Source organism: Pseudomonas sp. AM8 (assembly GCF_036346475.1).
Classification (GTDB): Bacteria; Pseudomonadota; Gammaproteobacteria; order Pseudomonadales; family Pseudomonadaceae; genus Aquipseudomonas; species Aquipseudomonas marginalis.
In genome coordinates this window covers 290,489-303,729 of the sequence record NZ_JAOTNX010000007.1, presented here as the reverse complement: position 1 = coordinate 303,729, position 13,241 = coordinate 290,489, and the positions used below count along the sequence as shown (strand labels likewise).

Below are 13,241 nucleotides of genomic sequence, written 5' to 3'. Positions count from 1 at the left end.
TGCTACGCAGCCCAACGCTGGCGGTGCGACGATTCGACAAGCCCGCTCGCCACAGAGGTTGTGCCCGGCCTTGGTTTTACTTCGACGTTCCCGTCTGCTCGAACAACTGCGCTGCCGACCCTGCCTCACCACTCACGCCATTGCTGCGCAATCCCGCCATGATGTCGCTGTCCAGGTTGTTCACCCAACGGTTGTAGTTGCGATGGATCTTGCCGTCCTTGTAGCCCAGTTGGCGGCTGTCGCGGTAGGTGATGGCGTAGCTGCTGCGGGTGTAGCGGATGTCGATGGCCGCATAGTACTGGTTGCGCACGGTGATCTCGGCCTGCACCAGCTGCGGGCTCAGGCGTTGCACCGTCCATTCGCGTTTTTGCAGGGTGTTGACGATCACCGTTTTCATTTTCTCTTCACTGAGCTGGGCGTCGGCCGGCAGGTCGTGCTGGGTGTTGAGGATCGGTTTGCTGGTACAGCCGGCGGCGGTCAGCAGGGCCAGGGTGATCAGCGTAGCGCGTAGCAAGGAAGACATTCCGTATTCTCCAATCGATTAAAAAGTCAGGACCAGCGGCGGAAGATCAGCGACGTATTGACGCCGCCAAAGGCAAAGTTGTTGTTCATCACGTAGTCGTGGTGCATCTCGCGAAATTCACCCTGCAGGTAATCCAGCTCGCCGCAGTGCGGGTCGACGGAGTCCAGGTTGAAGGTGTGCACGTATTGGTCGCGGTTCATCATCTCGATGCTGAACCACGATTCCAGCGCACCGCAGGCGCCCAAGGTGTGGCCGAGGAAGCTTTTCTGCGAGCTGATGGGCATGCGGCTGCCGAACAGGCTGCTGGTGGCCTGGGTCTCGGCGATGTCGCCCTGGTCGGTGGCGGTGCCGTGGCCGTTGACGTAGCCGATGGCGGCAGGCTCCAGGCCCGCATCTTCCAGGGCCAGCTCCATAGCGCGGCGCATGGTTTTCTGTTCCGGGCGCGTGGTGTGCTGGCCGTCGGCATTGCTGCCGAAGCCGACGATCTCGGCATGGATATGCGCACCCCGCGCCAGTGCGTGTTCCAGTTCTTCGAGCACCAGCATGCCGCCGCCTTCGCCGATCACCAGGCCGTCGCGGCCGCTGTCGTAGGGACGTGGGCTGGTCTGCGGCGCATCGTTCTTCAGGCTGGTGGCATACAGCGCGTCGAACACCATGGCTTCGGTGGGGCACAGCTCCTCGGCGCCGCCGGCGAGCATCAACGGCAGGCGGCCGAACTTGATCGCTTCATAGGCATAGCCGATGCCCTGGCTGCCGCTGGTGCACGCGCTGGACGTGGGGATCAGCCGCCCGGTGAGGCCAAAGAAGATGCTGATATTCGCCGCCGTGGTGTGGGGCATCATGCGCACGTAGGAGTTGGCGTTCAGCCCCTCGGCCACCGAGTTCAGCAACATATTGCCGAAGGCCTTGATCTCATCGGTACTGCCGGTGGACGAGCCACAGGCCACGCCCATGCGCCCGTCCTTGATCGACTCGTCACCGAGCAAGCCCGCGTCCTGCAACGCCTGTTCCGCGGCCCACACCGCCAGGCGCGAGACGCGGCCCATGCTGCGCAGCTGCTTGCGCGTCCAATGGGCGGGCACGACGAAATCATCGACCGGCCCGGCCAGGCGCGTGTTCAATTCGGTAAAACGCTCCCACTCGTCCATGCGTCGGATGCCGCTGCGGTTGGCGCGGAAGTTGGCGGCGATGGTGTCCCAGTCGCTGCCCAGGGAGGTCACGCCGGCCATGCCGGTGACGACGACGCGTTTCATCAGCACAGGCCTCCATTCACGGCCAGGACCTGGCGCGTGATATAGCCGGCTTCGGCCGAAATGAGGAAATTCACTGCCCCGGCGACTTCTTCCGGGGTGCCCATGCGTTGCGCCGGGATCATCTTCATCAGCTCTTCCACCGGTACGTTTTCATCCAGCATGGCGGTGTCGATCAGGCCGGGGGCGACGCAGTTGACGGTGATCCTGCGCTTGCCCAGTTCGATGGCGAGGGCCTTGGCCGCACCGATCAGGCCGGCCTTGGAGGCGCTGTAGTTGACCTGGCCACGGTTGCCGATCAACCCGGAGACCGAGGTGATGCACACGATACGCCCGGCTGCGCGACGACGAATCATCGGCATCATCACCGGGTGCAGCACGTTGTAGAAACCATCCAGGTTGGTGCGCATCACCACGTCCCAATCGTCTTCGGACAGGGCCGGGAAGGCGCCGTCGCGGGTCAGGCCGGCGTTGAGCACCACGCCGTAATAAGCACCGTGTTGCTCAACATCTGCTTCAAGGATCTGCTTGCACGCGGCGCGGTCAGCCACATCGAATTGCAGCACCCGCGCCTGGCGGCCCAGGGCCTCGATCTCGACCTGTACCGCGCAGGCTTCGGCGTGACCGCTGCGGCAATGCAGCACGATGTCATGCCCGGCCTGGGCCAGGCGCAGGGCAATGGCGCGGCCGATGCCACGGCTGGAGCCGGTGACCAGTACGGGTTCAGTCATGGCGTTTCGTCCTTCGATTCATCTAAATAGTTGGCCGCCTGGGGCGGTCGAAATACATTCAAGCGGGCGCTGGCCTGGATACCGCTACCGGTGAGGTGGCATTCGAACACACCCATGCCGTTGTCGTCTTCCAGGGAACGCAGGCCGTGGATGTTCAACTCGGCGCCGGCCGGGAAGTGTTCCACGTTGCACTCGAACTTGCGTGTGCCGAGCAGGAAGCCCAGTTCCACCGCTTCACCCTTTTGACGGGCACGACAGCCGGCGTAGGCGGCGACGCTCTGCGCCATCAACTCGATGCCGACCCAGGCCGGCAGGCTGCCGTCAGGGCGGTTGAACAGGCCGCCGGGCTTGACGGTGAGGCGGGTGTGAATCTGCTCTTCATCGAACGACAGTACCTGGTCGATCAGGATCATGTCGCCCGCGTGGGGCAGCAGTTCGGCGAGTGGCCAATCGGTCATGGGGCCTCTCCGATTATCAGGCTGACATTGTTGCCGCCGAAGGCAAACGAGTTGCTCATCAGTCGGGGTTTTTCCAAGGTGTCCCCCGCCTGCGCCCATTGCAGGGCGGGCAGCGCGGGGTCGGCCTGACCGTCCCACACATGGGGCGGCACCCGGCCTTGGGCCAGGCTCAGCCAGCAGAACGCTGCTTCCAGCGCGCCGGCCGCGCCCAGGGTGTGGCCGCTCATGGGTTTGGTCGACGAGCAGGCCACGCCGTCGGGGAACAGGCTGGCGACGGCGAGGCTCTCCATGGCGTCGTTGTGTTGGGTGGCGGTGCCGTGCAGGTTCAGGTAGCCGATCTGCCCGGGCTGCACTTTTGCGCTGGCCAGGGCCTTGCGCATCGCCTGCAACGCGCCTTTGCCGGTGGGTTCCGGCGCGGAGATATGGTGCGCATCGCAACTCGCACCGCTGCCCAGCAGGGCGATCGCCGCAGGCGCTTTAGTCATCAGGAACAGCACCGCCGCTTCGCCGATATTGATGCCGTTGCGGTTCACCGAAAACGGGTTGCAGCGTTCGTTGGACACCGCTTCCAACGCGCCGAACCCATTGAGGGTCAGCTTGCACAGGCTGTCGACGCCGCCGCAGAGCACCGCGTCGCACACTCCCAGGTCGAGCAGGCGTTGTGCGCTCATCAAGGCCCGGGCGCTGGAGGTGCAGGCGGTGGAAATCACATAGGCCGGGCCGCTCAGTTGCAGCCAGTCGGCGAGAAAATTCGCCGGGGCGCTGAGTTCCTGTTGCTGGTAGTCATAGTCGCTGGGGAAGTGCTGATCGCGCAGGTACTGGGCGATACCGCGGCTGGCTTCGTCGATGCCCGAGGTGCTGGTGCCGAGCACCACCCCGACCCGCGAGGCGCCATAGCGGTGGATCGCCTGGCGAATCTCGCCCTCGATCTGCAGCGCCGCCTCCAGCAGCAGTTGGTTATTGCGGCTGCTTTGCTGGCCGAGTTCCGTCGGAATGGTCGCCAGCTCGCCGTGCACACTGCCTACCGGCAGCGTGCGCTCCGGCACCCAGCCGCTTTCGGCACGCATCCCCGAGCAGTCGCCGGCAAACAGGCTGCGACTGACGGCGGCCTGGCCACGGCCGAGGGCGCAAATCACGCCGAGGGCATTGAGGTAGGCGCTCATCGGGCGGCACCGAGCGGCGTGATGCGGTAGCTCAAGGGCTGGCCGCTCATGTTCACACTGAAGACTTCTGACGATTGGTAGACGATCTGCCAATGGCCCGGCAGGGTGCGCGTGAGGTCCATCGCCTGGGCGCCAGGGTAGAGAGCGCGCACGTCATCGGCCGAGGCCAAGGCAAACAACAGTGCGGCAAACAGCTCGCGTGCCTGGGGATTGGGCGGCAGCAGACCGTCGGCCTGCCACTGGCCATCGATCAGTTTTTGCCGGGCCTGGGGAATGCCCAGGGGGTCCATCATCGACCAGCGGATTGCGCCGCCTTCGCGTTGGATCACCAGCAGCCAGTCCTGGCTCTGGCCGTCTGCCAGGCGCTGCACATGCAGCTGTAGCGGCAAGGCCAAGGCCGGGGTTTTTTCAGGCAGCGGCGGCTGGCTGGCGCAGGCGCTCAGCAGCAACAGGCAACCGATCAATAGGCTGCGCATCATGGTGCGGCGCTCGCCAGGGGTTTGCGCGCCACGCAGTTGACCAGGGTTTCCTCACGCTGGCCCACCGGCGGCGGGTTACGCAGGCCCCAGCGCTCCAGCAGGCCGAAGTCGCGGGAACGGCTCCACCACAGGTAGGGGTACGAAACGTTCTGCGGGTCGAACTCAAAGCCCTGCTCGCGGAGCATCTGCAGGTACTCTTCGGCGCTTTTCTGCACATGCATGGGATGGCGGAACAGCCAGCGAATGACCCAGGTGTCGATATAGGCTTCGGTGGATTCGGCAAACAGCAAGTAACCGCCCGGCTTGAGCACCCGGTAGAACTCCTTGAGTGCGCGATGCTGTTCAACCAAGTGATGGAAGGTCTGGTGGCAGAACAGGATGTCGACGCTGGCGTCCGGCACATCGAGGGTGGCGCAGTCACTGCCGATCAATTCGATGGCCAAGCCCTGGCGCGCGGCTTCGGCCTTGCTCAGTTCCAGGCTGTGGGGGTCGGCATCCAGGCCGATCAGGCGCGCGGGGGCAAACACCTGCTGCAAGTACTGGAATGACTTGCCCTGGCCGCAACCGGCGTCCAGCAGCACCGGCGCCTCGGGCAACGGGTCGGTGAACAGGCTGCGCAGGTCGTTGATTGCCACGCGCAATACATGGTGCTGCCAGGTATGGCTGCGCAGGAACCAGAAGCCGAAGCGGGTTTCTTCGACGTAGTTTTTACTCAGGTATTGAGACGTCATACCGGTTCACTCGCACAAATTTCCGACAACATCCGCAAACGTCGCTTGGGCTCGCTGACAAACGGGTTGCGTTCGTCCCACGCGTAACCTGCGAGGATCGAACTGATCATCCGGCGAATGTCCGGTGAGCTGCCGGGGTGGAAAATCACATCCTGGAAGGTGCCTGCATACCAGCCTTCGACATAGCAGCGGAAGGTGTCGACACCGCGCTTGAGCGGCTCGGCAAACTCGGTTTGCCAGTCCACCGTTTCGCCTTTGAGCTGACGATGCAGCACGCCGGCGGCCATGCTCGCCGAGCGCATGGCGATGGTCACGCCGGAGGAGAACACCGGGTCGAGGAATTCCGCCGCATTGCCCAGCAGCGCAAAGCCGGGGCCGTGCAGGGTTTTGACGTTGGCCGAGTAGCCGCCGATGGTGCGCGCGGGGGTATCCCACACAGCGTGACGCAGTACACCGGACAGGCTTGGGGTTTCATCGATAAAACCCCGCAGGCAAGCGTCGAGATCGCTGTCGCGGCCGTCGAAATGCTCCTTGGCCGCGACCACACCCACCGAGCAGCGACCGTTGCTGAACGGGATGGTCCAGAACCAGATGTCGCGTTTCGTAGGGTGCGTGGTGACCAGGATCTTGGTGCGATCGAAGCCTGGGTGTTCGATGCGGTCTTCAACGTGGGTGAACACCGCCTGGCGCAGCGGGAAATGCGACGGCGCCTCCAGGTCGAGCAGGCGCGGCAGCACGCGGCCGTAGCCGCTGGCATCAAGCACGAACTTGGCCTTGATGTGGTACTCGCTGCCGTTCTCACGGCGCACATGCAGGTAGCGGCACTCACCGGAGAAATCCACGCCGACGATGGTTTCGCCGTAGCGGATGTCGACGCCTTGCTGGGCGGCCTGATCGGCCAGCAACTTGTCGAACTCGCCGCGCTGCACCTGGAAGGTGGTGGGCTTGCCGTTGCTGAAGGTGTCACCGAAATCGAACGCGCTGTAACGCTCGCCCCAGGCAAACGCGGCACCGGTTTTTACCTGGAATCCCGCCGCCTGCACGGCGTCGAGCATGCCGGCTTCCTCGATAAAATCGATGCAGTGCGACAGCAGGCTTTCGCCGATCGAGAAGCGCGGGAAATGCTGGCGCTCGATGATCAATACATCATGCCCTTTGCGTTTGAGCAGTGCGGCGGCAATCGCGCCGGATGGCCCGGCACCAATTACCACGACCTGGCGACGTTCCATTTCAACTATGGGCACGAGGGCTCCTTGCCGCTTTGGCGATAACTACATTCATGAGGCGTGTTTCCGTTGGCCGGCCCAGGGGGCCAGCATAAAGCTGAATGCCAGGCCCAGGCTGACCGACAGGCCGAAATTACTCACTGCCGGGGTACTGGACACCGCCAGCAGGCCGAACGACAACCAGGTCGTCAGCGCTGCCAGCAGCGTCCCTAAAAGGCTGACCGCGGGGCCGCCGATCTGTTCGCGCATCAAAATCGCATAGTCGACACTGATGGCCGTGACCAGCAGCAACCCGAACAGGCTGAACAGGGTCAACGGCTGGCCCAGCCAACCCAGGCTGGCCAGGCTGCACAGTGCAGCCAGCAACGGCAGGGCGACGATGCGCAAGGCCCCGCCGAAGCCGAACGGCAGGATCAGTAACAGCACGATCAGCACGCACGACATTAACTTCAATTCGGCGGCGCTGATCTGCGTGTCGGCGAATACACGGTTCAAATCCCCGAGGCGATCCACCAACTGCACGCCGGGCAGGTCCACGGCTTGCACCCGCAGCAGCGCCGGGTTGTTCAAGCCCTGCAGGCTGACCATGGCCGCCACGCCGCCGTCCACCGGGCCCAGCCACAGCGTGCGCCAGGGTTCGGCCAAGGGGCCCACCAGCGCAGCGTCGATGTCTTCGGTGGGCAGCGCTTGCAGTTGCGCGATTTCGGCGTGCAGGGCGCTGGCGGGCACGCCGAGGTCCAACAGCGGCTGCCAATGTTGTGGGAGTGTGCTCAGGGCATCGCGCAGTTGCTGCTGTTCGGCGGGCAGGCTGACCAGTTGGTTGAGCGCCAGGTAACCCTGGAGCTTGTCCATATTCACCAACTGGTCCAGGCGTTGGCCCAGGGCGGCTTGGCGCTCCAGCAACTGCGGCTGGTTGTCGGCCCGTATCAGGAAAAACTGGCTGGTGGGCTGGAAACCGGTAATGCGCGCCACGGCCTGTGCCTCTTGCAGCAACTGCGGCGGCGCGCCGATCCACTGGCGGATATCGTTTTTGCTGTTCAGCTGCCAAAGGCCGCCGGCGCAGAACAGCAGCACCCACACCAGCAGCACCGGACTGGGCACACGCTTGAGCAAGGCGGCCCGCACCCGCCACAGGCATTCGGCGACGCGCAGCGGCCATTGTGCCGGGCGCAGTTCGACACCCTTGAGCAGTGCCGGCAGCAGGCACACCGCTGACAGGTAGGCGCCGACCAGGCCCGCGGCGGAGAACACCGCGATTTGCGTCAAGGCCGGGAAGGGCGTCCAGGCCAGCGCCAGGTAGCCGATGCAACTGGTGGCCAGGCTCAGGCTCAGCCCTGGCAGCGTCAGGCGCAATGCCGGCCAACTGCGCCAGGGGTTCATGCTCCAGCTTTTCGACAGGTAGTGCAGCGGGTAATCCACCGCGACGCCGATCAGGCTGGAGCCGAGCACCAGGGTCATCACATGCATATGCCCGAACAGCGCCACACAAGCGACGGCACCAAACAGCATGCCCACCAGCACCGGTACAAACGCCAGCAGTACTCGCCCGCGGCGGAACGCCAGCAACAGCAACAGCAGAATGCCGACGGTGGCGCCGCCGCCGACCCAGGTGATTTCCCGCGTGGCCTGTTGCTGGCCATTGGCGGCGTAAAGCAAACCGCTGGCGGCGAGCAATTGCGCGCCGTGTTCGCCGGCCTGCGTGCGGCTGGCCTGGAGCAGATCCGCCACCTGCAGCGGCAGTTTCATGTCGAAGGCATTGCCGGTGGTGCGTGCGCGCAGCAGCACCCAGCTTTTGCCGTCGGCATCGGCGATCAAGGCGCCGCTGCCGATGTCCAGTTGCACCGAGCCGTGCTGCGGCTGGCTGTTCTGGATGCGCCCGGTCAGGCCCAGCCAGTCGTCCTGGCTCGGCACCAGGCTGAAGCCGGTGAAGGGGTCGAACAGCGACTGCACCCGTTGCTGGATGAACGCGTCGGGGTGGTCGATCAGCTGTTCGCGGTCCTTGGCCGAGAGCATCGCCAGGCGTCCGCGCAGCAACTGTTCACGCAGTGCCGGCAGGTCGGCTTGCAGGTTCCATTGCACCTTCTCGAACAAGCCGCTGGCCTGCCAGCGCTCGCCCAATTGCTGGGCCACGGCCACCGCTTGCTGGCGATCGGCGTGTCCCACCAACACCAGCATTTCGCGGTTGAGCGGCTCCTGCATGCGCTGTTCGGCTTGCAGTTCCAGGGCGTCCGGCGTACTGCCCGGCACCAGCTCCATCAGGTTGGCCGACAGCGGTGCGCCGTGGCGCCACTGCCAGCCGGCCAGGGCCAGCACGGCCACCAGCAGGATCAGGAAGAGGCGGGGCAGCAGGCGCTCACTGGGCAAAGTCGTGTTGCTCCGCGTCGCTCAATGGCTGGCCGGCGCTGCTGTCCTGCATGCGCAGCACGGTGCTGTCGCCCTGGGTTTCCAGCAGTTCGATCTTCTGCACCAACTCACCACCATCGATATTGATCTGGGTGAATACCTGCTTGAGCAGCAGTGAACGCGGGAGCAGCGTGAGCTTCCATTGCCGGGCTTCGCCTTGCAGTTGCAGCTCGAAGTCGCGCTGCAAGCCGCTGCTGTCGCCCTGGAGCACGGCGAGGAACAGACGGTTCTGTTCGGCACCGGCGCTCTTGTTCGGCAGCAGTTGCCAGCCGTTGGCGTCACGCCGGGCGATACCCTGGGCGCTGATGCGGTAGTCCTGTTGCAGCGGGGTTTTCAGCAGCCACAGCAGGCCGTGGTCCTTGGCCAGGACGAAGGTGCCCTTGCTGACCAATGGCTGCGGCAGCGCACGCAGGTGTTTTTCCTGGGTGAAGCTGCCGTGGATCACTGAGGGTTTGGCCAACTGGTCGCTGAGTTGTTGCAGGTCGAAGGCGTGTGCCGCCCCAGAAAAACCAAACAACACCAACACTGTAGGAGCGAGCTTGCTCGCGAAAAACCCGAGAGCGCCGCGGGGTATCAGGAAACCCGCGTTATCGTTGACGATCTTCGCGAGCAAGCTCGCTCCTACAGAGAACGGGGTCAGCATTTCAGGGCCCTTTCGACGGCGTCGGTGAATACTTTGGGCGAGGCCAGCTGCATCTCGCGGCTGGCGATTTCCACCGCCACCTGCACGGTGCTGGCGCGGGTCAGGCGCTCGCCGCTGGCCAGGTCGGTGATCAGGTAATTGACCTTCAAGCGGTTCTCCCATTCCACCAGGCTGGCGCGCACGTTGATCGTCTGGCCGAACACCGCACCGCGCACATAGCGCAGTTGCATGTCGATCACCGGCCAGGCGTAGCCGGCTTCGAGCATGGCCGTGTAGTTGTGGCCGATCTTGTCCAGCAGCGCGCAGCGTGCGATTTCCAGGTACTTCACGTAATGCCCGTGCCAGACGACGTTCATCGTGTCGACGTCAAAAAACGGCACCAGGATTTCGGTGTCGCTGTGCAGTACGCCAGGGCTACGCATGCAGCCTCCAGTGTTGCTCGGCGATGCGTTGCAGGCACAGGCGCAGTTCGCCTTCGAGGGCACGGTCTTCGATGACCGGCGGGAAGTCCTGGGCCAGCTCTGCATGCATGGCCGCCAGCGCCGGCGGCAACGGGCGTGCGTCGTCGGCCTGGGCGCGCAGCCACACGCCCTGGTTGGCGGCGAGCAGGGTGGCGGCGGCGACCTGTTCGGTCAGCTCCAGCACGCGGATCGCATCGCGGGCGGCGATGGTGCCCATGCTCACCTTGTCCTGGTTGTGGCACTCGGTGGAGCGCGAGAACACGCTGGCCGGCATGGTGTTTTTCAGTGCTTCGGCGGTCCAGGCGCTGGTGCCGATCTGCACCGCCTTGAAGCCGTGGTTGATCATCGCGCGGTCCGCCGGCGCGCCGGACAGGTTGCTCGGCAGGCCGTGGTTGTAGCGCACGTCCACCAGCAGGGCGAGCTGGCGGTCGAGCAGGTCGGCGACGTTGGCCACCAGGGTCTTGAGGCTGTCCATGGCAAAGGCGATATGCCCACCGTAGAAATGTCCGCCGTGCAGCACGCGTTCTTCTTCGGCGTCGATGATCGGGTTGTCGTTGGCGCTGTTCAGCTCGATCTCGATAAACGAACGCAGCCAGTTCAGGCTGTCCGCGAGCACGCCGAGGACATGGGGCGCGCAGCGCAGCGAGTAGCGATCCTGCAGGCGATGCAGTGGCGCGGTCGGCGCGTCGATCGCCAGGTCCTCGCGCAGCCAGGCGGCGACTCGCATCTGCCCCGGATGTGGCTTGGCGGCGAACAGACGCTCGTCGAAGTGTTCCGGGTTGCCTTGCAGCGCCACCACGTTCAGCGCCGTGATGCGCGTGGCCAGTTGCAGCAGGTAGTCGGCACGGGCGAAGGCCAGGCAAGCGATGCCGGTCATCACCGCGGTGCCGTTCATCAGCGCCAGGGCCTCTTTGGGGCGCAGGACCAGCGGCTCCCAGCCGAGTTCGCGGTGCACGTCGGCTGCCTGGCGACGCTCGCCACGGAACAGCACTTCGCGCTCGCCGGACAGGGTCGCGGCCACGTAGGACAGCGGCGTCAGGTCACCGCTGGCGCCCACCGAGCCTTCTTCCGGGATCAGTGGCAGCACGTCGTGTTCGAGGAACCCATGCAGGCGCTCCAGCAGTTCCACGCGCACCCCGGAGACACCGTGGCACAGCGACTGCAAGCGCGCCGCCAGCACCGCACGGGTGGCTTGGGCGTCGAGCAACTTGCCCAGGCCGCAACCGTGGAAGGTGTACAGGTGACGGGGCAGGGCCTCGACGTGTTGCAACGGCACCGCGACCACGCAGGAGTCACCGTAGCCGGTGGTTACGCCGTAGATCACGCCTTCCTTGTCCAGCAGCGAGTCGAGGAACTGCGCGCCCTTGGCAATGCGTTGGCGATAGGCGGCATCGCCTTGCAGCTGGGTCGGCACCTGACGGTTGGCCAGGGCCAGCACGTCTTCGATGCGCAGGGGGCATTCGCCAAAGGTTACCGGCTCAAGATGCGTCGTCATCGGTCTTCCAGAAAGGGTAAAAGTTGAACCATTGTTGGGGCGCTTCCAGGCAGAACTGGCCCAGGCGTGCGGCGTAGCGCGCGGTCCACAGGGCGATGACCTGCTCGCGGGTGCTGCGTTTCCATTCGATCAATTGCGCGAAGGGCTCGATGCTCAGGCGATAGCGGCCCTGGTGTTTCAGGCACATCAGCAGGTTGACCGGGCATTTCAGCAGCCCGGCCAATAACCATGGGCCTTGGGGGAAGGCAGCGTCATGGCCGAGGAAGTCCACGCGCACCGTGCGCCCGCCATGCAAGGGCACGCGGTCGCCGGCAATCGCCAGCCACTCGCCGTCGTCCAGGCGCTGGCTGAGCAGCAGCATGGTGGCCGGGTCCAGCTCGCTGACCTGGATCAGGCGCAAGTGGGTGGCACCGGCTTCGCCCAGCAGACGGTTGAAACGTTCGGCGTGCTTGGTGTGCACCAGCACGTTCATGGTGACCTGTTCGCCGATTTCCGCCAGCGCGCGGCACACTTCGAGGTTGCCCAGGTGGGCGCCCACCAGCATCTGCCCGCGCCCACCACGCAGTTGCCCGCGCAGTTTCGCCGGGTCGTTGATCTCGATCTGTTCCAGGCGCAGCTTGCCGTTCCACACGTCGAGTTTGTCGAGCAGGGCATCGGCAAAGGCCATGAACTGGGCGAAGACTCTGCGCTGGCTGGGGCGCAGTTCATCGCGCCCGCTCCAGTCGGCCAGGCGCTGCTGGTATTGCCAGGCGCTCTGGCGCGCGGTGCGGCCGAACAGGAAGAAGTACAACACGATGCCGTACAGCACCGGGCTCAGCAGGCGGCGGCCGAGGACCTTGGCGGCGAGGGCGGTGAATTTCATCAGCCAGTAGCTGCCGCGCTCTTCGCGGTCGGCCCAATGCTTGGTGCTGTCGCTCATGCCTGCCACCGCCGCCACAGGATCAGCGGCGCACGCACCAACATGCCGAAGAACAGGCGGGTGTGCATGGCGCTGATGCGCACGTTGTCGCGGAACAGGCGGAAGTGCGACAGGCCGTCGGCGGGGTAATGCACCTGGGTCGGCAGCCAGCGCATCGGCTGGTTGCGCCAGGCCAGGCGCACGAGGATGTCGGAGTCGAAGTCCATGTGCGTGCCGATATAGGCCGAGTCCATCAGCGCCAGCACCGGTGCCAGCGGGTACACGCGAAAGCCGCACATCGAGTCGCGGATCTGCAGCGACAGGGTGTTGATCCACACCCACACATGGGTCAGGTAACGCGCGTACAAACGGCCCTTGGGCACGCTTTCGTCGTATTCGGGGTAGCCGCAGATGATTGCGTTGGGCTGCCTGCGGGACGCGTCGATAAACGTCTCGACTTCGCGCAGGTCGTGCTGGCCGTCGGCGTCGACCTGCAAGGCGTGGCTGAAGCCCAGGCGCGCCGCTTCGCGAAAGCCTGCCATCACTGCGCCGCCCTTGCCCTGATTGGTCGGCAGGGTGAGCAGGGTGACATTGTCCAGCCGCGCCAGTTGCGCCAACACCGCTGCGCAGGCCGGGCTGCTGCCATCGTCCACCAACAGGCACGGCAGGCCACTGTTCAACAGGCTGTGGACCACGGCGGGCACGGCGGCTTCGTGGTTGTAGACCGGGATCAGGACGCAGGGGTTATGCATGGTGTCCCTCACCGTCTGGTAAATAACC

14 protein-coding genes are annotated in these 13,241 nt (G+C 64.9%); all 14 read right to left on the bottom strand.

Annotated elements, in window-relative coordinates; all coding sequences use genetic code 11:
- Positions 1 to 76: 76 nt before the first annotated feature.
- Genes V3W40_RS18780 through V3W40_RS18715 form a run of 14 tightly spaced genes read right to left on the bottom strand, consistent with a single transcriptional unit; the run spans position 77 to position 13,213 of the window.
- The gene (locus V3W40_RS18780; protein WP_330215480.1) at positions 77 to 523 is read right to left on the bottom strand and encodes a hypothetical protein; all 447 of its coding nucleotides are present in this window, start codon (positions 521 to 523) and stop codon (positions 77 to 79) included.
- A gap of 26 nt (positions 524 to 549) precedes the next feature.
- Positions 550 to 1,776 carry a beta-ketoacyl-ACP synthase gene (locus V3W40_RS18775; protein ID WP_065925702.1) on the bottom strand — a complete coding sequence of 409 codons (1,227 nt, stop codon included), beginning with the start codon at positions 1,774 to 1,776 and terminating at the stop codon, positions 550 to 552.
- Entirely contained in the window at positions 1,776 to 2,504 is a 729-nt protein-coding gene (fabG, locus tag V3W40_RS18770) for a 3-oxoacyl-ACP reductase FabG (protein ID WP_330215479.1), read from the bottom strand. The genes V3W40_RS18775 and fabG overlap by 1 nt, the downstream gene beginning before the upstream one ends.
- Positions 2,501 to 2,962 (bottom strand): ApeP family dehydratase, encoded by a 462-nt coding sequence (locus V3W40_RS18765; protein WP_065940800.1) that lies wholly within the window; start codon positions 2,960 to 2,962, stop codon positions 2,501 to 2,503. The genes fabG and V3W40_RS18765 overlap by 4 nt, the downstream gene beginning before the upstream one ends.
- A complete protein-coding gene (locus tag V3W40_RS18760; protein ID WP_330215478.1) occupies positions 2,959 to 4,125 on the bottom strand; it encodes a beta-ketoacyl-[acyl-carrier-protein] synthase family protein in 1,167 nt (388 codons plus the stop codon). The genes V3W40_RS18765 and V3W40_RS18760 overlap by 4 nt, the downstream gene beginning before the upstream one ends.
- Complete coding sequence (locus V3W40_RS18755; protein ID WP_065946647.1) at positions 4,122 to 4,604, bottom strand: hypothetical protein; 483 nt, start codon at positions 4,602 to 4,604, stop codon at positions 4,122 to 4,124. Before V3W40_RS18755 ends, V3W40_RS18760 begins: the two co-directional genes overlap by 4 nt.
- Complete coding sequence (locus tag V3W40_RS18750) at positions 4,601 to 5,335, bottom strand: class I SAM-dependent methyltransferase (protein ID WP_065925698.1); 735 nt, start codon at positions 5,333 to 5,335, stop codon at positions 4,601 to 4,603. The genes V3W40_RS18755 and V3W40_RS18750 overlap by 4 nt, the downstream gene beginning before the upstream one ends.
- On the bottom strand, positions 5,332 to 6,579 hold the full coding sequence (locus V3W40_RS18745; protein ID WP_065925697.1) for an NAD(P)/FAD-dependent oxidoreductase: 1,248 nt from the start codon (positions 6,577 to 6,579) through the stop codon (positions 5,332 to 5,334). The genes V3W40_RS18750 and V3W40_RS18745 overlap by 4 nt, the downstream gene beginning before the upstream one ends.
- A gap of 33 nt (positions 6,580 to 6,612) precedes the next feature.
- The gene (locus V3W40_RS18740) at positions 6,613 to 8,925 is read right to left on the bottom strand and encodes an MMPL family transporter (RefSeq protein WP_330215477.1); all 2,313 of its coding nucleotides are present in this window, start codon (positions 8,923 to 8,925) and stop codon (positions 6,613 to 6,615) included.
- Positions 8,915 to 9,607 (bottom strand): outer membrane lipoprotein carrier protein LolA, encoded by a 693-nt coding sequence (locus V3W40_RS18735; protein WP_065946645.1) that lies wholly within the window; start codon positions 9,605 to 9,607, stop codon positions 8,915 to 8,917. The genes V3W40_RS18740 and V3W40_RS18735 overlap by 11 nt, the downstream gene beginning before the upstream one ends.
- On the bottom strand, positions 9,601 to 10,029 hold the full coding sequence (locus V3W40_RS18730) for an acyl-CoA thioesterase (protein WP_065925694.1): 429 nt from the start codon (positions 10,027 to 10,029) through the stop codon (positions 9,601 to 9,603). Before V3W40_RS18730 ends, V3W40_RS18735 begins: the two co-directional genes overlap by 7 nt.
- A complete protein-coding gene (locus tag V3W40_RS18725; RefSeq protein ID WP_315871254.1) occupies positions 10,022 to 11,563 on the bottom strand; it encodes an HAL/PAL/TAL family ammonia-lyase in 1,542 nt (513 codons plus the stop codon). Before V3W40_RS18725 ends, V3W40_RS18730 begins: the two co-directional genes overlap by 8 nt.
- Positions 11,547 to 12,482 (bottom strand): LpxL/LpxP family acyltransferase, encoded by a 936-nt coding sequence (locus V3W40_RS18720; RefSeq protein WP_065925692.1) that lies wholly within the window; start codon positions 12,480 to 12,482, stop codon positions 11,547 to 11,549. Before V3W40_RS18720 ends, V3W40_RS18725 begins: the two co-directional genes overlap by 17 nt.
- Positions 12,479 to 13,213: a glycosyltransferase family 2 protein gene (locus V3W40_RS18715; protein ID WP_330215476.1), complete on the bottom strand. Its 735-nt coding sequence runs from the start codon at positions 13,211 to 13,213 to the stop codon at positions 12,479 to 12,481. Before V3W40_RS18715 ends, V3W40_RS18720 begins: the two co-directional genes overlap by 4 nt.
- Positions 13,214 to 13,241: the final 28 nt, after the last annotated feature.

Bases quoted from the DNA above. Each gene is read 5' to 3' on its own strand.
- V3W40_RS18715 (WP_330215476.1), bottom strand. From the start codon at position 13,213: ATGCATAACCCCTGCGTCCTGATCCCGGTCTACAACCACGAAGCCGCC.
- V3W40_RS18780 (WP_330215480.1), bottom strand. From the start codon at position 523: ATGTCTTCCTTGCTACGCGCTACGCTGATCACCCTGGCCCTGCTGACC.
- V3W40_RS18730 (WP_065925694.1), bottom strand. From the start codon at position 10,029: ATGCGTAGCCCTGGCGTACTGCACAGCGACACCGAAATCCTGGTGCCG.
- V3W40_RS18750 (WP_065925698.1), bottom strand. From the start codon at position 5,335: ATGACGTCTCAATACCTGAGTAAAAACTACGTCGAAGAAACCCGCTTC.
- V3W40_RS18765 (WP_065940800.1), bottom strand. From the start codon at position 2,962: ATGACCGATTGGCCACTCGCCGAACTGCTGCCCCACGCGGGCGACATG.
- V3W40_RS18755 (WP_065946647.1), bottom strand. From the start codon at position 4,604: ATGATGCGCAGCCTATTGATCGGTTGCCTGTTGCTGCTGAGCGCCTGC.
- fabG (WP_330215479.1), bottom strand. From the start codon at position 2,504: ATGACTGAACCCGTACTGGTCACCGGCTCCAGCCGTGGCATCGGCCGC.
- V3W40_RS18775 (WP_065925702.1), bottom strand. From the start codon at position 1,776: ATGAAACGCGTCGTCGTCACCGGCATGGCCGGCGTGACCTCCCTGGGC.
- V3W40_RS18720 (WP_065925692.1), bottom strand. From the start codon at position 12,482: ATGAGCGACAGCACCAAGCATTGGGCCGACCGCGAAGAGCGCGGCAGC.
- V3W40_RS18735 (WP_065946645.1), bottom strand. From the start codon at position 9,607: ATGCTGACCCCGTTCTCTGTAGGAGCGAGCTTGCTCGCGAAGATCGTC.
- V3W40_RS18760 (WP_330215478.1), bottom strand. From the start codon at position 4,125: ATGAGCGCCTACCTCAATGCCCTCGGCGTGATTTGCGCCCTCGGCCGT.
- V3W40_RS18725 (WP_315871254.1), bottom strand. From the start codon at position 11,563: ATGACGACGCATCTTGAGCCGGTAACCTTTGGCGAATGCCCCCTGCGC.